This is a genomic window from Actinoplanes sp. NPDC023801 (assembly GCF_040639655.1).
In the GTDB taxonomy this organism is placed as follows: domain Bacteria; phylum Actinomycetota; class Actinomycetes; order Mycobacteriales; family Micromonosporaceae; genus Actinoplanes.
This window is the reverse complement of the sequence record NZ_JBFAAI010000003.1, coordinates 150,716-168,269: the sequence shown is the minus strand read 5'-3', so window position 1 is coordinate 168,269 and position 17,554 is coordinate 150,716. Positions and strand designations below refer to the sequence as shown.

14 protein-coding genes are annotated in these 17,554 nt (G+C 72.6%); 6 read left to right on the top strand and 8 right to left on the bottom strand.

Annotated features, from left to right (window positions below; translation table 11 throughout):
• Positions 1-7 precede the first annotated feature (7 nt).
• Positions 8-1,987, top strand: a complete 1,980-nt coding sequence (locus tag AB0G04_RS07915) for a hypothetical protein (protein ID WP_360978342.1) — start codon at positions 8-10, stop codon at positions 1,985-1,987.
• Here the strand turns inward: AB0G04_RS07915 and AB0G04_RS07910 are convergent.
• The 3 genes from AB0G04_RS07910 to AB0G04_RS07900 form a co-directional block, all read right to left on the bottom strand.
• Positions 1,968-2,240 carry a YggT family protein gene (locus AB0G04_RS07910; RefSeq protein ID WP_360978339.1) on the bottom strand — a complete coding sequence of 91 codons (273 nt, stop codon included), beginning with the start codon at positions 2,238-2,240 and terminating at the stop codon, positions 1,968-1,970. The genes AB0G04_RS07915 and AB0G04_RS07910 overlap by 20 nt on opposite strands.
• Positions 2,241-2,316: 76 nt before the next feature.
• Entirely contained in the window at positions 2,317-3,141 is an 825-nt protein-coding gene (locus AB0G04_RS07905) for an aldo/keto reductase (protein ID WP_360978336.1), read from the bottom strand.
• Between the two features lie 1,179 nt (positions 3,142-4,320).
• Positions 4,321-5,346 (bottom strand): Glu/Leu/Phe/Val dehydrogenase dimerization domain-containing protein, encoded by a 1,026-nt coding sequence (locus tag AB0G04_RS07900; RefSeq protein ID WP_360978333.1) that lies wholly within the window; start codon positions 5,344-5,346, stop codon positions 4,321-4,323.
• 100 nt (positions 5,347-5,446) lie between these two features.
• On the opposite strand from AB0G04_RS07900, the gene AB0G04_RS07895 reads away from it, so the two are divergent.
• The 3 genes from AB0G04_RS07895 to AB0G04_RS07885 all read left to right on the top strand — a co-directional run bounded on the left by AB0G04_RS07895 (position 5,447) and on the right by AB0G04_RS07885 (position 7,715).
• A complete protein-coding gene (locus AB0G04_RS07895; RefSeq protein WP_360979350.1) occupies positions 5,447-5,929 on the top strand; it encodes an Lrp/AsnC family transcriptional regulator in 483 nt (160 codons plus the stop codon).
• A gap of 297 nt (positions 5,930-6,226) precedes the next feature.
• Complete coding sequence (locus AB0G04_RS07890) at positions 6,227-6,850, top strand: maleylpyruvate isomerase N-terminal domain-containing protein (protein ID WP_360978330.1); 624 nt, start codon at positions 6,227-6,229, stop codon at positions 6,848-6,850.
• Between the two features lie 211 nt (positions 6,851-7,061).
• Complete coding sequence (locus tag AB0G04_RS07885; RefSeq protein WP_360978327.1) at positions 7,062-7,715, top strand: hypothetical protein; 654 nt, start codon at positions 7,062-7,064, stop codon at positions 7,713-7,715.
• A 43-nt stretch (positions 7,716-7,758) separates the two neighbouring features.
• Here AB0G04_RS07885 and AB0G04_RS07880 read toward each other — a convergent pair whose 3' ends face one another.
• Entirely contained in the window at positions 7,759-11,106 is a 3,348-nt protein-coding gene (locus AB0G04_RS07880; RefSeq protein WP_360978324.1) for a bifunctional proline dehydrogenase/L-glutamate gamma-semialdehyde dehydrogenase, read from the bottom strand.
• 185 nt (positions 11,107-11,291) lie between these two features.
• Here AB0G04_RS07880 and AB0G04_RS07875 point away from each other — a divergent pair, with 185 nt between their 5' ends.
• Complete coding sequence (locus AB0G04_RS07875; protein WP_360978321.1) at positions 11,292-12,203, top strand: LysR family transcriptional regulator; 912 nt, start codon at positions 11,292-11,294, stop codon at positions 12,201-12,203.
• A gap of 113 nt (positions 12,204-12,316) precedes the next feature.
• On the opposite strand, the gene AB0G04_RS07870 is transcribed toward AB0G04_RS07875, so the two are convergent.
• Genes AB0G04_RS07870 through AB0G04_RS07860 form a run of 3 tightly spaced genes read right to left on the bottom strand, consistent with a single transcriptional unit; the run spans position 12,317 to position 14,722 of the window.
• Positions 12,317-13,669, bottom strand: a complete 1,353-nt coding sequence (locus tag AB0G04_RS07870; RefSeq protein ID WP_360978318.1) for a phthalyl amidase — start codon at positions 13,667-13,669, stop codon at positions 12,317-12,319.
• Between the two features lie 4 nt (positions 13,670-13,673).
• Positions 13,674-14,363 carry an NUDIX domain-containing protein gene (locus tag AB0G04_RS07865; protein WP_360978315.1) on the bottom strand — a complete coding sequence of 230 codons (690 nt, stop codon included), beginning with the start codon at positions 14,361-14,363 and terminating at the stop codon, positions 13,674-13,676.
• The gene (locus AB0G04_RS07860) at positions 14,360-14,722 is read right to left on the bottom strand and encodes a DUF4406 domain-containing protein (protein ID WP_360978312.1); all 363 of its coding nucleotides are present in this window, start codon (positions 14,720-14,722) and stop codon (positions 14,360-14,362) included. The genes AB0G04_RS07865 and AB0G04_RS07860 overlap by 4 nt, the downstream gene beginning before the upstream one ends.
• A 59-nt stretch (positions 14,723-14,781) precedes the next feature.
• Here AB0G04_RS07860 and AB0G04_RS07855 point away from each other — a divergent pair, with 59 nt between their 5' ends.
• Entirely contained in the window at positions 14,782-15,522 is a 741-nt protein-coding gene (locus AB0G04_RS07855; RefSeq protein WP_360978309.1) for a DeoR/GlpR family DNA-binding transcription regulator, read from the top strand.
• 141 nt (positions 15,523-15,663) lie between these two features.
• Here the strand turns inward: AB0G04_RS07855 and AB0G04_RS07850 are convergent, their stop codons facing one another.
• Positions 15,664-17,496, bottom strand: coding sequence for a phosphatase PAP2 family protein (locus tag AB0G04_RS07850; protein WP_360978306.1), 1,833 nt, complete (start codon positions 17,494-17,496; stop codon positions 15,664-15,666).
• Positions 17,497-17,554: the final 58 nt, after the last annotated feature.

Here is a 17,554-nt window from a genome sequence, read left to right as displayed (position 1 = left end):
AGCTACGGTGTCCCGCATGATCCTGACCCGGCTCACCCGGCAGGCGTTGCGCCTGGCAGCCCGGCGCTGGCCCGCCGGCCTGCGCGAGGAACTCCATCAGGAGTGGCTGGCCGAGCTCGCCCACCTCGAAGCGCGGCCCGGCACCGCCGGTAAGCGCCTCGGGTTCGCGATCAGCCTGCTCACCTCACCACCCGTGCGGGACGCCGCCGGTGTTCCGCGCGGGTGGGCCGAGGCCCGCCCGGCGCTGAGCCCGGCCGCGGCCCTCATGCTCGCCGCACTGCTCGGTGTCGGCGTGGTCCAGCTGTCCGGGCCGCTCTGGCAGCTGATCTTCGGCATCCTCGGCCGCGAGGTCCCGATGTGGCTGTACTTCGACGGCGCCCCGGTGACCGACGCGGTGATTCTGACGCTGTGGTGCGTGCCGGTCGCCCGGTGGCTGGGCCGGCGCCTGCCGATGGCCCGCGACGGCCGCCTCGGCGTGGCCGGGCCGGCCCTGCTCGCTCCGCTGGCGGTGGTGCCGGCCCTGCTCCTCGGCGGGCTCGGCGAGGGACGCCTGCTGCCACACCCGACCACCGCGATCGGGGCGGTCGCCTGGACCGTGCTGACCGCCCTGACCGGGGCCGCCGCAGCCCGGGCCGGTCGTCCGGCCGCGACCGCGCTGGTGCTGGCCGGGGTGCCGGTGGTGGCGGCGCTGGCGACCGTGCTGGCCACCGTCCCGGTGCTGCTCGCCCAGGGCGGGAAGGCGGCCGTGGCGTCCCTGTCGATGTCCTTCGACACCGACGTGCTGCGGCCGGACGCCTCCGGGCTGATCGTCCAGACCGGCGCGCTGGCCGGGACGTTCCTCGCGTACGGGTGGCTCGCCGTCATCTACGGGCGCCGGGCGGCGTACGCCCCGGAGCGTCCGATCCGGATCCCCGAGCCGGCCGCCGCCGGGGGAACCGTCCGGGCCGGGCTCCCCCCGGTGGCCCTGACCGCCGGCGTCGCGGCCGTGCTGTCCGGTGTGCTGGCCTGGGCGTACACGGTCACCTACCTCACCCCGGCGATGCCGGTGATGTCCGAGAACGCGCCGATGCCCGGCGGCGACGGCGAGATCTACCTGTGGGTGGCCGAGCTGCGCTGGGCCGCGATCCTGCTCACCGCCCTGGGCGTGCTGATCGCCACGGCCGACCGGCGGTCCGGACCGCGTGCCGCCGCCGTGGTCGCCGCCGGCCTGCTCGCGGCCGAGTCGGTGCTCCTGACCCGCGACGTGACCGGCATGGGCGGGTTGCGCATCGCCCTGCTGACCGCGGCCGTGATCATCGCCGCGGGCTGGGCGCTGGCCGGCCGGGCCGCGGAGGCCGCCGCCCGCCTGCGCACCACCGCCGCAGCGATCGCCGCGGCCGGGCTCGGACCGCTGCTGTTCGCGCAGGGCACCCCGCCGGAGAACCATCCGTTCATGCCGGTCGGGCTGCCGGTCACCACTGCCGGGGTGGCCGTCGCGATGGTGGTGCTCGGCACGGTCACCGCCGTCGCGACCGGTCCGCACCGGCTGCGGCCGGTGGCGATCGCGCTGCTGACCGTTCTGCCGGCGGTGCTGCTGGCCGGGTTCGGCGTCTACCTCGGCAACGGCGCGACCGGTGAGATCGCGATCTACGGTGTCGCGCTGTCGCTGCCGCTCGCCGTGCTGGTGACCGCCGTGCTGCGACGGCACCGGCCCCGGCGGCGGGGACGCACCGCGGCGCTCTGGGCGCTGCTCACCGTCGTGGCGGTGCCGGCCACCATCCCGTTCTGCCTCGCCGCGATCATGCCGCTCATGTTCGTCGCCGAGATCCTCTTCACCATCGACGGGACCGGTTACCCCGCCGACGGGCTGTCGGTGCTGCCGGGTGCCACGCTCCTGCTGCTGCCGGCCGCCTTCGTGCTGGCGGGCCGGGCCGGCGGCGCCCCGATCACGGAGACGCCGCCGGAACCCGGCCCGCTGCCACAGCCCGTCAGAGGAACGAGCGGATGATCGCGATCAGCAGGAAGACCACGATGAACGCCAGGTCGATCGACACGCCGCCGGCCCGCAGCGGCGGGAGGACCTTACGCACCGGCGCCAGGAGCGGCTCGGTGATCGTGTAGATCACGTCGAGTGCGCGGGCCCGGAAGGAGCCGGGCATCGCCGGGCCGGCCAGCATCACGCTCCAGTCCAGCACCACCCGAACCACCAGCACCAGCTGGACCAGCAGCAGCGCGAGACTGACCAGAGCGAGAACGCTCATCGGAGACCTCCGTGTGAGGGGACGTGCCACCCACTATGCGGCGATTTCCTGTGAAGTCGCTTGATGATCACTGAGGCTAGTTGAAGTGGTCCGGGTGCGGCCCGGTCCGGCCGTCGTTCTCCAGCGCGTCGATCGCGGCGATCTCCTCGCCGGTCAGCTCGAAGTCGAAGATCCGCAGGTTCTCTCGGATCCGGGAGGGGGTCACCGACTTCGGGATGACGATCCGCCCCTGCTGTACGTGCCAGCGCAGCACCACCTGTGCCGGGGTGCGGTCGCGGTCGGTGGCGATCCGCTGGACCGCCGGATCGGAGAGCACCGCGGCCTGGGCGAGCGGGCTCCACGCCTCCGTCACCACGCCCAGCTCGGCTCCGGCGGCCTGGGCGTCGCGCTGTTGCAGCGCCGGGTGCACCTCGATCTGGTTGACCGCGGGCACCGTGCCGCCGAGCGCGGCCACCGCCCGCAGATGCTCCGGCAGGAAGTTGGAGACACCGATCGCCCGGACCCGGCCGTCGGCCAGCAACTTCTCCAGCGCGCGCCAGGTGTCGAGGTACTTGCCCCGCTTCGGGGTCGGCCAGTGGATCAGGTACAGGTCGAGCCGGTCCAGGCCGAGGCGGGCGATGCTGGCGTCGAACGCGCGCAGCGTCTCGTCGTACCCCTGATCGTTGTTCCAGACCTTCGTGGTGACGAACAGCTCGTCGCGCGGCAGCCCGGCCGCCTGGAGTGCGGCGCCGACACCGGACTCGTTGCGGTAGATCGCCGCCGTGTCGATGCTGCGGTAACCCGCCTCGAGTGCCGTGCTGACGGCGGCGGCGGTCTCCGCCTCGGGAATCTGGAAGACGCCGAAACCGATCTGCGGAATCGTGACGCCGTTGTTGAGCGTGATGACAGGCATTTCGCCCATGGAGAGTGTTCTCCCTCTTCAGCGGTGCGGCCGCCCGGCCCGCCACGGTGACCGGCGAGGCGAGCGATGTGCCTCACTTCTACCCTGACAGACGGGCGGTCCCCACCATCGCCCCACGGCAGCCCACCGCGGTGGGTATGCATCACCCGCGGCCGGTGAAGTCCCGGATCCGTTCCGTGACGGCGTTGTAAAACAGCGGACCACCGGCGTTCGGCCGGTTCCGGGCCCTGGTGGTGGGCGTCCCGCATGCCGCGGATCTGGTGGCGGAGTGTCCCGTCCGGCTCCGCAGGCGCGTCCCGCACGCCAGGAAACCGATGGCGGAGTGTCACGTCCGGCCGGACGGACATGCCGGGGCGTCGTACCGCGGACGCCGTCCGCCCGTTTTGCGTCAATGGTCACGCTGCGCGATTCGCCTGTTGCCGGCTCGGCCGCTCCGGCGGGCCGGGCGGTGTGCGTCATCGGCGTGGCGCGGCCCCGGTCAGCGGCGGCGGCCGTCAGTCGTTCCGTGCCGCGCCGCGGGCCGCGCCGGGCGCACCGTGGCCGGCACGCGACGCCGCCGGTTCTGTCTCGTCCGTCCCCCGTGACGGCACGTGGGTGATTGTCCGAGGGCTCGGAGCGTCCCCGGTCGCGGCGCGGCGGCCGTGCGATGCGTGGCGGGCCCGGGGCCCGCGTCGTGGCGCTCACAGGGCCACCACGCGACGGGCGGCGATCGCGCCCCGCCGGCGTCCGGTCCGGCGGGTCACCGAACCGGACCCGGTCCGCGTCTCCGCGGGCGCTCCCGGCCACTGATCACCGCGTGCCGGAGGAGGTGCGGGTGCTGCGGGCGGGCACGGGTGCGCCGCCGGCCGTACCGCGATGGTGGTTCCGCCACCCGCCGGCCGGACCGGCGTGGTGACCTCCGGGAGAGCCTGGCCGGAGGCAGGCGGCAGGGCCGCCGGCACTCGGCCGATGGGGGGCTCGGTCGTGCTCCGGGACCCGTCAACCGGTATCGCCTCGGCTCGATGCATGGCGCTCATTATTGATGAACGTGCATTTATCGCAAGCCTCTCAGGGCGCCTGTAACGGCATGGAAACAACTTTTCCCGGAGCGGATGAACGCAAGTGCTGTGACGCACAGTGACCAAGTGTGCCCGGTGAACACCCCGATGCCGGCCCGGCCGGGTGCTCAGCGTTCCGCGGTCAGCATGCCGTCATCGCCGGAACCGGGATGTCTCCGATCAGGAAGTCCACGAGCCGGGTCGCGGCAGCCGCCGGGGTGGACGACGTCTCGCGGGCCGCGTCGAGGATGCCGGACAGGGTGTGGCCGATCCCGTCGATCCGGGCCGCGACCTGCTCGGGGGTCTCATGGTGCAGTTCGGTGGCGACCGCGTGGATGATGCCGCCGGCGCTGACGACCACGTCCGGTGCCCACAGGATGCCGGACTCGTACAGCAGGTCGGCGGTCTCCGGCCGGTCGAGCTGGTTGTTCGCCGGTCCGGCGACGGCCCCGCACCGCAGCGTGGGCACGGTCGTGGCGGTGAGCAACCCGCCGAGCGCGGCCGGGACCAGCACGTCCACCTCGGCGGTGAGACAGCTTTGCGGATCGGTCCAGGTGGCGCCGCGGGATTCGGCGACGGTACGGCGGGAGGCGTCCACATCCGACGCGATCACCCGCATGCCGGCCGTGGTGAGCAACTCGATCAGGTGGGTGCCAACCCGGCCGACCCCGAGGACGGCACAGCTGCGTCCCTCCAACCGCGGTGATCCGAACCGGTCAGCGACGATGGCGCGGAGGGCGGCGACCGCACCGGCGGCGGTGCCGGGGGAGGAGTCGCCGGAGCGGCAGAGCACGTGATTCGTACGCTCGCCGATGGTCTGCATGTCGTCGGGCCCGGTGCCCACGTCGGGCCCGGTCGCGTAGACGCCGCCGAGTCCCTGGATCACGTCACCGACGTCGTGCAGGACCGCCCGCCGGTCCACCGTCTGGTCCGCGGGCAGTGCCACCACGGTCTTGCCGCCACCGTTCGGAAGCCCGGCGAGCGCGGTCTTCGCGGTCATCGCCTCCGACAGGCGCAGCGCGTCGTCGAGGCCGGCGCGCCAGTCCGGGTAGACGGCCAGGCGGCATCCGCCGAGCGCCTGCCCCAGTGCGGTCGAGTGCACCGCAACGATGATCGGGAACCCGGATCGCAGACCGCGTTCGACCACGACACGCTGGTGGATCGGCATGTACTTCTCCCGTACAGATGAAGGGCTGTTGGTTTGGAACCTAGAACTCCCGCCGGGTGCCCAGCGATCTTGCCGAACTAAGTTCGGCGAATGGGCCAGAATGGTGGCCGTGGATGACATTGATTCGGCGATCGTGCGGGAATTGCAGTCGAACGCGCGGCTGACGAACCGTGAGCTGGCCGCTACGGTCGGTATCGCTCCGTCGACCTGCCTCGAGCGTGTCCGGCTCCTGCGCGACCGCGGCGTGATCACCGGTTATCACGCCGACGTCAGCCTCACCGCGCTCGGCCGCGAGGTCCAGGCGCTGCTGCACGTGCAGGTCCGGCCGCTGAACCGCGAGGTGATCGAAAACTTCAAGTCGTACGCGGCCGGCCTGCCCGAGGTCCTCTCGGTGTTCGTACTCTCCGGTGGCGACGACTTCCTCGTGCACGTGGCGGTGCCGAGCGTCGAAGGACTGCACGCGTTCCTGATGGACCGGTTCTCGGCCCGCCGCGAGATCGTCGGCTTCCGCAGTTCGGTGATCTTCCAGCACCACCGCAACCGGGTCATCGATCCGCTGGATCCCGCTGGAAGTGCCAGATGACCACGAGCGGGAGATCGCCCGTCGCCGCCGCCCAGGCATGCGGAACCAGCTCGGTCAGCGACCACGGCCACCGGTCCCACGGCCCCGTCTCGCCGCCCGGTGCCCGTGCGCGCAGGCCGGCACCGGGAACCGGCGCACCAGATCAAGAGCGGACAGCGGCGCCGTCGCCGTCCGGCAGAGGTAACGGCATCCCGGCAGGCCGCCCCGCCCCGCCCTCCCCGCCATGCCTCGCAGTGAATGCGAATCGTGCCGCGGTCCGCCGGGCGGGGCCGCTCCCGGACGTGGCAGGTTGTCGGGATGGACTACCGCCGTACGTACCGCTCGGCCGCCATCGCCTTCGCCGACCTGGTGTCCCGCATCCCGTCGTCCGCTCTCGACGGCCCCGGCCTCGACGAATGGACCCTGCGGGACCTCCTCGGCCACACCGTCAGCTCGGCGCTGCGCCAGGTACCCACCGTTCTGGCCGATCGCGCCCCCACCCTGCTGGTACCCGCTCCCGAGGCCTACTTCGCCCTGGCGCGCACCGCCCCCGCCGACCTGGTGGCCGCGGCCCGCAAGGCCTCCACCGACGACGCCCGCGCCACCGGAGCGTCCCTGGGCGACGAGCCCGCCACGGCTGTGAGCGGCTACATCGGCCAGGCGACCGCGGCCCTGGCCGGCGCCGCCGACGACGATCTGGTGGCCACCCCGGCCGGCGGCATGCGGGTCCGCGACTGGCTTCCCACCCGCACGTTCGAACTGGTCGTTCACGCCTCCGACGCCGCCGTGGCCGCTGACCTGCCGGTCGGTTTCGACTACGACACGCTGGCCGAGACCGCCGCACTGGCCGCCCGGGTGGCCGCCGCCACCGGGCACGGGCTCCCGGTGTTACGCGCCCTCAGCGGCCGGGCCGCGCTCCCACCCGGCTTCTCCGTAGTCTGACCAGCCCGCTCACTCTCTTGGCCGCCCGCCGGCGGTCGCGCTCGCCGGCCGTGTGCCAGGCACCCTTCCCGGCGGATCTGGCAGGCGTCGGTCCGGCCGGCCGGGAGAGCGATGGCACGAACGTGTGAGGGAGCGATCACCCCGCGTCGCCTACGTTCGGTGACGGAACGGCACGGACATGCGGGCCGTCAGGGGACACACGAGGATCGTCATGCTCAAGAAGGTTGTTCTTGTCGCTGCCGCCGGGCTCACGGCAGTAGCCGTCACCGGCTGCACCGGGTCGTCCGGGGAACCGGCCGGGGCGGGTGGCGGCGTGCCGTCGGCGAGCGCACCGGCCGGGGCGGCGAGCGCACCGGCCAGGGCCACGAGTGCACCCGAGACCGGCAGCAGCAACGGTGGCGCGGCCCAGCCGACGCGGACCTCCGACGCCGGTGACGGCGGCAACTGGTTCGCCAACCTCGAGGCCTGCCCGAACGAGGGTCAGAAGGCAGAGGTCCAGAGGCTCGAGTTCGCTGACGTGACCGGCGACGGCGTGGACGACGCCCTGGTGGCGCGCACCTGCGAGGCGTTCACGGCGTACATTCCGAGCACTGTCGAGGTGTTCGACGGCACCACCGCCGGCGACGCGAAGCCGAAGCGGATCGGCGTGCTGCTCAAGGACGCGGGGCAGGCCGACCTGCCGTGGTTCACGTCGATGAGCGCCAAGGGCGGCACGGTCACGATCAAGGCGTACGGCGTTGCCGAGAACGGCATCCAGGCCTGCCCGGAGCTCAAGCTGACGTACGTCTACCGGTTCGGCGACGGGAAGTTCGAGCGGACCGGCCGGACCGCGACCAACGCCGGCGACTGCCTGCGGATCGCATGACGAAGGGCCCTCCTAAGAGGGCCCTTCACCGCGGATCGGCGGGTCAGAGAACCGCCGCCGCGAGCGGGAGCGGGTTGCCGAACCGGTGTGCGGTGATGCTGACCGCCTGCTCGCGCAGGAAGGGCAGCATCTCGACCCGTCCGGCTTCGGTGACCGGCCCGGACCAGACAGCCAGGTCGGGCCGTCCACCGGTGGCCGCGGCGAGTGCCGAGGCGTCGCCGCCGACGAGCCGGACCCGCCCGGCGGTGAGGCCCGCCGCGAACGTCGCGTCGTCCTCGACGGTGACCGCGCCGGAGGTGAGCCCGGCCGGCAGCGGGACGGCGCTGGACACCCGGATCCCGGCTCCGGCGAGCAGCCCGGCCGCGAGCACCCGGACCAGGTCGGCGACCGAGCCGTCCGCGGCGAGGCGCACGGTCACCGGCGCCGGCAGGTAGCGGAACACGTTGCGCTCCACCTGCAGGCCGCTGACGTCGGCCGGGGTGCGGAAGTCGAACGCCGCGTCGCTGCGGGCGGCCCGTTCGATCGAGGCGTACGCGTCCTCGCCGACGATCCCGCGGGCCCCGGCGAGCAGTGCACGCACGCCGGGGTGGCTGATCTCGGCACCGGCGGTCGCCGGGCGGGGCTCCCAGCCGGTGAGCCCGACCAGGTAGTTCGGTCCGCCGGCCTTGGTGCCGGGGCCGACCGCCGAGCGCTTCCATCCGCCGAACGGCTGCCGCTGCACGATGGCGCCGGTGATGCCGCGGTTGACGTAGAGGTTGCCGGCCTCGACCCGGTCGAGCCAGGTGCGGATCTCGCCCTCGTCGAGCGAGTGCAGCCCGGAGGTCAGGCCGTAGTCGACCTCGTTGACGATGTCGATGGCGGCGTCGAGGCTGTCGGCGGTCATGATGCCGAGGATCGGGCCGAAGTACTCAGTGCGGTGGTAGGCGGACCCGCGGCGCACCCCGTCGCGGACGCCGGGGCTCCACAGCTTGCCGGAATCGTCGAGCTTGCGCGGCTCCAGGAGCCAGCGCTCGCCGTCGCCGAGGGTGGTGAGCCCTTCGAGCAGCTTGCCGGCGGCCGGTTCGACGAGCGGGCCCATCTTGGTACGGGCGTCGGCCGGGTAGCCCACCTCCAGCGACGACACCGCGTCGAGCAGTTGCGTGCGGAACCGCTCCGAGCGGGCCACGCTGCCGACCAGTACGACGAGCGACGCGGCTGAGCACTTCTGTCCGGCGTGACCGAACGCGGACGTCACCACGTCCTTGACGGCCAGGTCGAGGTCGGCGCTCGGGGTGACGATGATGGCGTTCTTGCCGCTGGTCTCGGCGAGCAGCGGCAGGTCCGGGCGGAACGAGCGGAACAGCTCGGCCGTCTCGTAGGCACCCGTCAGGATGACGCGGTCCACCAGCGGGTGGACGATCAGCTCGCGGCCCAGGGTGCCCTCGTCGACCTGGAGCAGGGTGACCAGGTCGGGGTCGGCGCCGGCCGCGGAGAGGGCGTCGCGCAGGATGCCCGCGAGGACGGTGCCGCAGCGCTCGGCCGGTCCGGCCGGCTTGAGTACCACCGAGGATCCGGCGGCCAGGGCGGCCAGCACCGATCCGGCCGGGATGGCGACCGGGAAGTTCCACGGCGGCGTGACCAGGGTGAGCCGCGCCGGGACCGGGACGGCACCGTCGGTCTCCGCCAGATCGAAGGCCCGCTCGGCGTAGTAGTGGGCGAAGTCGACCGCCTCGGACACCTCGGGGTCGGCCTGGTCGATGGTCTTGCCGGCCTCGGCGGCCATCACCTCGAGCAGCGTGTACCGGTTCGCCTCGAGCGCGTCGCCGACGGCGTGCAGCACGGCCCGGCGGTCGGCGGCGCCCCAGCCGGCGGCGGCCGCCTTCTCCAGGGCCTCATCGAGGTGCTGGCGGTCGCTGATCCGGGGCACGTCGACGCCGAGGTCCGAGGAGTCCACGCGGGACAGGACGGCACGCATCCGCGAACGGTTGGAGGCGACGGCGGGGTCGGTGTCCGGGGTGTTGACGAACAGGCCGGGGACCGGGCGGGGCACGGCAGCGAACCGGTCGGCGACCCGGTGCGGCTCCGGTACGAGGGGATCCAGGTCACGCAGCGAGGCGAGGAACCGTTCCTTCTCCCGCTCGAACAGGGCCGAGTCGGTGTGCAGCTCGAACACCGCGGACATGAAGTTGTCCGGGCTCGCGCCCTCCTCGAGGCGGCGGATCAGGTACGCGATGGCGACGTCGAACTGCTCCGGGCGTACCACCGGGGTGTAGAGAAGCAGGCCGCCGACCTCGCGCCGGACCGCTTCGGCCTGACCCTCGGCCATGCCGAGAAGCATCTCGAACTCGATGCCGTCGCGGACGCCGCGCCGCCCGGCGAGCACCCAGGCGTAGGCGATGTCGAAGAGGTTGTGCCCGGCCACCCCGAGGCGGACGTTCCGGATCCGGTCCGGGTGCAGCGCGTAGTCGAGGACCCGCTTGTAGTTGGTGTCGGTGGCCTGCTTGCTGTCGCAGGTCGCGACCGGCCAGCCGTGCAGTTCCGCCTCGACCCGTTCCATCGGCAGGTTGGCGCCCTTGACCAGGCGGACCTTGATGCCGGCGCCGCCCCGCTCGCGGCGGGTGGCGGCCCAGTCCTGCAGGCGGGTCATGGCGCTCAGTGCGTCCGGCAGATATGCCTGCAGGACGATGCCGGACTCCAGGCCGAGCAGTTCGGGGCGGTCGAGGAGCTTGGTGAAGACCGCGATCGTCAGGTCGAGGTCCTTGTACTCCTCCATGTCGAGGTTGACGAACTTGCCGGTCTTGGCGGCCAGGGTGAAAAGCGGCAGGAGCTGTTCGCTGATCTCGGTGACGGCCTCGTCGAAGGCCCACGGGTTGTGCGGCGCGACGGCCGACGACACCTTGATCGACACGTAGTCGACGTCCGGCCTGGCCAGCAGCTTCTCGGTGCTCCGCAGGCGGTGGGTGGCCTCGTTCTTGCCGAGGACCGCCTCGCCGAGCAGGTTCAGGTTCAGGCGGACGTTCCGCTTCCTGATCCGCTTGATCGCCTTGCCGAGCCGTGCGCCGCTGGCGTCGACGATCAGGTGCCCGACCATGTGCCGCAGAGCGCGCCGGGCGACCGGCACCACGACCCCGGGCATGATCGGGGCCAGCACGCCGCCGGCCTTCACCGCGAGCCGGAGGTGCGGGGGCAGGAACCTGGGGATGTCACGCGACAGGCTCGCCAGGGTGCGGGCGCTGACCCGGGCATCCTCCGGCCGGATCACCCCGTCCACGAAGCCGACGGTGAACGCCAGCCCGCGGGGGTCGCGGAGCACTCCGGCCAGCTGGGCGGCCGAGCCGCCGACCGGGACGTCCGCTGCCTCGCGCAGCCAGCGCCGGACCAGGGCGATGGTCTCATCGGCGATCTCAGACATCGGGAGGCTCCTTCCATTTCTCGCAAAAAGGACTTCTCGCGGCGGCCGGAACCGTCACGCAAGGACTTTCGTCTTGATGCGACCGGAGAGAAGGTCGCGAACGGACCCAGTCTGTAGTCCCGGATCCGTAAAGGAAAAGCGATGCTTTATGAGCGATGTTCTTAAGTTCAGCTAACGTTTGCGGAGTGCTGGAGATCCGCCGTCTCGTCCTGCTGAGAGAGCTCGCCATCCGCGGCACCATCGCCGCGGTCGCCGAGGCCCTCAACTTCACCCCGTCCGCGGTCAGCCAGCAGCTCAGCCAGCTCGAGAAGGAGACCGGCACCCAGCTGCTGCGCAAGGCCGGGCGCCGGGTCCAGCTCACCCCGCAGGCCGAGGTGCTGGTCGCCGAGGTCACCGAGGTCCTCGACACCCTCGAGCGTGCCGAAGCCAGGTTGCAGGCCGCCGCCACCCGGGTCACCGGCCGGGTGCGGGTCGCCGTCTTCCAGTCGGCGGCGCTCGCCTTCATGCCCGCCACGCTGCGCGCCATGGCGCTGCGCTACCCGGACGTACGCGTCGAGATGGTCCAGCGCGAACCGGAGGAGGCGCTGCGCGAGACCTGGGCCCGCGACTTCGACATGGTCATCGCTGAGCAGTACCCGGCACACGCCGCGCCACACCATCCCGGCCTCGACCGGCGCGACCTGACCACCGACGCGATCCGCCTGGCCCTGCCCGCGTCCTCGGAGTCGCTGCACCCCGTCGACTCGCTCGGCACCGCACGCCACATGCCCTGGGTGATGGAACCGCGCGGTGCCGCATCCCGCCACTTCGCCGAACAGGTCTGCCGCGTCGCCGGCTTCGAGCCCGACGTCCGCTACGAGACGGCCGACCTGCAGGCCCACATGCGCCTGGTCGAATCCGGCAACGCCGTCGCGCTCATCCCCGACCTGATCTGGGCCGGCCGGGCGACGTCCGCCAGGCTCCTGCAGCTCACCGGGGCCCCGCGCCGCACGATCTTCACGGCCCAGCGCCTGGCGGGTGCGGCCTCACCCGCGGCCCGCGCCTTCCGCGAGATCCTCGAGCAGACCGCCTCATCGGGTACGCCCGGAGCCTCCTGACGACGCGGCGGTGTGGTGATCGGCGAGCCGCCGGTCGCCACACGGAAGCGGCGACGGTACCGGCGTGGTGACCGGTGGCCCGCCGCGGGCCGCCGATCACCACGCGGGACAGGTCAGGCGGGGCAGGGGTCCTGTCCCGGGCGTACCGCCGAGGTGAAACGGCAACCGAACGTCGCGGACGAGACCGCCCGCCGGTCGAGGATCGCGTCGCCCGGCGGGCGGTGACCCCGCTCCACCCAGGTGACCAGGTCGTCGAAGCCGCGGCTCAGTTCGGCCTGGGTGAAGCCGCAGTGGCTGACGTCGCGGACGGCCCGCGAGACGAACAGCCGGGAGCGGCCGTTGGTGTGGGCCCGGCGGGCGTACTCCTGCTCCATGGAGAACGGCACGAACAGGTCGCCGATGCCGTGCAGCGAGAGGACCGGCACCGGCGGGCGGCCGTCGACCCGCGGTATCCCGGCGAGTCCCGGATCGGCGGAGGCCGTCCGTGAGACGCGCAGAACCGACGCGTTGAGCCGGCGTTCGGCGGCGCTGAGCCACCAGCGGTCGTCGGCCTGGTAGAGGCTGCGCCGGTTGTCGGTGACGTTGCCGGGCGCGATGCCGGTCGTACCGCCGCTCAGGCCGGGGTAGACGCTGAACAGGAACGGCAGCCCGTTCTGGCTCGCCGCGTTCCAGTAGGTGTAGGCCGCGTCGAAGCCGGGCCGCTCACCGCCGCTGCGTCGTTCCAGCACGTCGGACCAGGTGCGGCCGGCCTCGCCGGTGAGTCCGGCCCGGATCGCGGCGACCTGCCCGGCCCAGCGCGCCGGATATGCCGCGTCCGGCTGGGCCGGGAACTCGATCGGCACCCCGGCCAGCGCCGCCGCGGTCACGTTCGCGTCGAGGAACCAGTCGAACAGCTCGGTGTCGCCGAGGACCCCGCAGTACGGCATGGCGCCGTCGAAGGCCCGCGGGTACTCCTCGATGGCCACCGCGGTGACGTGCCCGCCCATCGACGCGCCGCTGAGGTACACCTTGCGCGGATGTCTGCCGGTGACGGTCCGGAAGACGTCGATCAGGGCGTACGAGTCACGGACGCCCTGGCCGACGTCGTAGCCGTTGGTCGCGTAGCTCGACGCCGCCCAGGCGAATCCCCGGCTGATGTAGTGCGCCCGCAGTTCCGGATTGCCCACGTAGACGGTCGTGCCCTGCCCGCGGTAGCCGTGCGCGTAGACGACGAGCCGGCCGTTCCACTGCTGCGGCACCTCGACGCGGTAGGCGGCGCCGGCGCGGACACCGGTGTGCACGGTGGCACCGGGCAGTGCGGTGAACGGCGTGCCGTTGAGCTCGCAGTCCGGGTCGGCCACCAGGTAGCCGGGTTGGGTCTCACTCGGTGTCGGCGCCGTGCACGCGGGCGGAGCCGCTGCGGCGGGCGTGCCGGTGAGGAACCCGGCGATCAGAATGGCGACGATTGCGGCACGGCGAACGATCATCGTGTTACCTCCCGGTAACATCAAATGGCTGTCGTCGATCCCTGTCAAGCACCCCCTTCAGTGCCGCCCACTGCAACAGCATGATCGTCTTGGCGTCCGCGATCTCCCCGGTGTCGATCATCGTGAGCGCCTCGTCGAACGGCAGCTCCACGGCCGCGATGTCCTCACCGTCGTCGGCCAGCCCGCCGCCCGCGCCGGTCCGGGAGGCGGCGGAGTACTCCGCGGCGAAGCAGTGCAGCCGCTCGGTCACCGAGCCGGGGCTCGTCCACGCGGCGAACACCGGTGTCAGCTCACCGACCGTCACCCCGAGTTCCTCGACCGCCTCCCGCCGGATCGCCGCGGCCGGATCGTCGCCGTCGAGCAGCCCGGCCGCGGTTTCCAGGAACATCCCGTCGGGATGCCCGTTGACATACACCGGATAGCGGAACTGCCTGGTCAGCAGCACGGTGCGCCGCGACCGGTCGAAGAGCAGCACGGTCGCGCCGTCGCCGCGGTCGTAGGTCTCGCGCTGCTCCCGCGACCAGGTGCCGTCGCGCCGCCGGTAGTCGTAGGTGGTTCGGCGCAGCACGTGCCACGCCGCCGCGAGCAGTTCCACATCGCGCACGATCACATCGGGGTTGCCGGTGAGGTCTCGCCCAGCACGGTCCAGCCCGGTGCGGCCGCGCGCGTCGGGGACGTCCACGCCGGCGATCACGCGGGGATCTCCTCGACCGAGTGGTAGACGGGAATTCCACGTTCTTGCGCGATTGCCACGTCCTGGTCGGCGCCGGCCGACTCGCCGGGCAGCCGCAGGACCGCGTCGCAGTGCGCCAGCAGGCGCTCGGCCGCCGGATACATGATCTGCTGCGCCACCGGGTCGGCCACGCTCGTGCCGCCCGCGCCACGCAGGACCGGCAGGGCCACCCACTCGCCGATCATCGGCACGTGACCGACCCGGAAGATCGGCCACGCGGCCTCCTCCAGACGGCGCAGATTGGCGGCCAGCAGGGCCGGGTCGTCACCGGTACCGGATCGGTACGGTCCGGCGATCAGGATCATCATTGGCTTGTCCATGCCGGGCAACCTACACTCGACATCGCGCAACAGTCGACAACAATGAGGAGAAACACGTAATGCTTGCGGCCGAACGCCGAGACTTCCTACTGGCCCGGCTGCACGCCGACGGCAAACTTGTCGCCAAGCAGATCGCCACCGAACTGGGCGTGACCGAGGACAGCATCCGCCGCGATCTGCGGGAGATGGCCGCCGCCGGGCTCTGTCAACGGGTCTACGGCGGGGCGCTGCCCGTCTCCCCGGCGATCGCCGACTACGCGACCCGCACCACGGTTGCCACCTCGAGCAAGGAACGGGTCGCCGCGGCGGCCGCCGCCCTGATCCGGCCGGGCCAAACCGTGCTGCTCGACGGCGGGACCACGGCACTCGCCGTCACCGCGGCCCTCCCCGCCGACCTGCGGGCCACCGTGGTCACGCACAGCCCGACCGTGGCGGCGGCCCTGGTCGGGCACCCGGCCGTCGACGTCTACGTGCTCGGCGGCCGCCTCTTCAAGCATTCCGCCGTCACGTGCGGGGCCGCCACGGCCGAGGCGGCCGCCGGGATCACCGCCGATCTGTTCCTGCTCGGCGTCACCGGGGTGCACCGCGAGGCCGGCCTCACCACCGGCGACCCCGACGAGGCCGCGATGAAACGCACCCTCGCCGGGCGGGCCGCCGAGACGTACGTGCTGGCCAGCAGCGAGAAGATCGGTGCCGCGTCACCGTTCTTGGTGCTGCCGGCCGACCGGGTGACCGCGATCGTCACCGACGCCCCTGCCGGCCATCCGGCTCTCACCGGCCTCCCCGTCCTGTCCGCCTGAGCCGGGGCCGTCCTGCCCGCCTGAGCCGGGGCCGGGCCCGGCCGGCCTGGACCACGTCGAGGCCGAACCGCCCGGCCCGGAGACGAGGCGGCCCGCATCGCTGCGTGGGCAGGCGATGCGGGCCGTCCTCCTGGCGGCGGGTCAGGCCCTGCGCAGGCGCAGCGTCACCGCATCGCCCCGGTGGAGGAGGTCGGCACGGTAACCGGGGGTTGTCACGACCACCTTCGCGAAGCGGCCACGGACCCGGCGCGCCTTGAGCACCGGCACCGGCGAGTCGTAGCTGTCGTTCCCGGTGACCTCGACCTCGAGGACCGCTCCGCCGCCGATCACGACGTCGTCGCCGACGGTGAGCGGGGCGGCGCCGTGCGGGCGTACCGCCACCGCGAGCGTGCCGGAGCTGATCCGGGCCGAGCCGCTGACGTGCACCTTCGGCGCGGCCAGCCGCAGGGTGCCGCCGCTGACGGTGACGTCGCCGTCGCCGAGCGCCTTCTTGTGCGCGGCCACGAGAGTGCCCCCGGCGACCGTGGTGCCACCGGAGTAGCAGTTGTCGCCGGACAGCGTGAGTGTGCCGGTGCCCAGCTTGACGAGACCACCGCGGCCGTCGATGTCGTTGCGCCACGTGTCGGCGGCCGCGAAGCCTCCGGCGGCCGCGTCGAGGGCGACCGCGACGTGCGAGTCGAATGTGCCGTAGCCGTCGGCGGCGGTGAACAGGTCGAGCCGGCCCCACTGCTCCGGGCCGTCGAGGATCGGGTTCCCGGCGGGCAGACCGGTGGTCCGGAGCACCTCCCGGCGCTGGGCGGCGTCCAGGTAGGGCAGTCGCGTCTCCAGCAGCACCTCGGCCCCGGCCGGGACGACGAAGGGCGCGTTCGAGCGGCGCGCCGGTAGCCCGTACGTCTGCCGTGGCTTGACGATCTCGAGGTTGGCGTCCCGATCGGCGCCGGATCGTGCCGCGGCGACGAGGTCGGGTCCGAAGGCGCTCCGGAAGTACGCGAGGGCCTGCGCCCGGGCCTCGGCCTTGAGTGCCGCGTTGGCCGGGTCGCCGAGGATCGCCGCGGCGAGGGCGGTGCCGAGGACGCGGCCGCCGATCACGTCGGCGGGGGAGTGCATGCCGCTGACGATCCGGGTGTGCGCCAGGTCGTAGGCCGTGGCGACCATCTCCTGGAAACGCTCCGGTACGGCGTACGCGAAGGCCAGTGCCGCCATGTACAGCGCGTTGGTGTGGCCGCTGACGTAGCCGCCGTCCCCGGCCGGATCGGTGCTGCGCTGGCGCAGCAGTTGCGGGGTGACGACGACGCCGGAGTCGTAGACCGGGTAGCCGAACTCGTCGATCGCCCCGGTGTCGACGATCCGGCTGTCGTCGGTCATCCGCCAGGGCCGCGGGTACTGGTAGGCGAACTTGCTCGGATTGCCCGACGACCAGTTGCCACGCACGGTGTTGACCAGGGTGACCACCTTGCCGAGCGCGGAGGCCGGGTTGCCGGCGCCGAGCGCCGCGCCGGCGGGCGCACCGGCCGGGACGGCGTCGCTGACCGTGGTTGCGGGGGTGGTCTCCGGCGCGTGGGTGATGCCGGTGACGGCGAGTGCTCCGGCCTTGTAGGCGTCGGCGAACGGGCCGAGCCCGGCGATCACCGAGTAGCTCTGGTGCTGCCGGTCGACGACGAACGAGCGGGCGGCCTCGGCGGCGGTCCGTTCACGGGTGGTCCTCACGACGTAGCGGATGTTCGCCCGCAGGAACGCCGCGTCCAGCACGGTCCCGTTGTTCCAGGCGGTGCCCGTGCTCCACGCCTTCCGGAAGCCGGAGAGGATGCGGACCGCGGCGTTGGTCTCGACGGTCAGGTTCGCGGTCGTGTTGGTCTTGTAGGAGTCGACGAACGCCGTGCCCGTCGCCGCGGCGGCGGCTCGGCCGGTACCGGTGCCGGTGACCAGGCCGGCGGCGGCGCCGGCGAGCAGGAGAGTACGGCGGCTGACGTTCACGTGGGCTCCACAGAGGCGCAAGGGGACGAGATCGGCGTTCAGCCTTGGTGGATCAAGC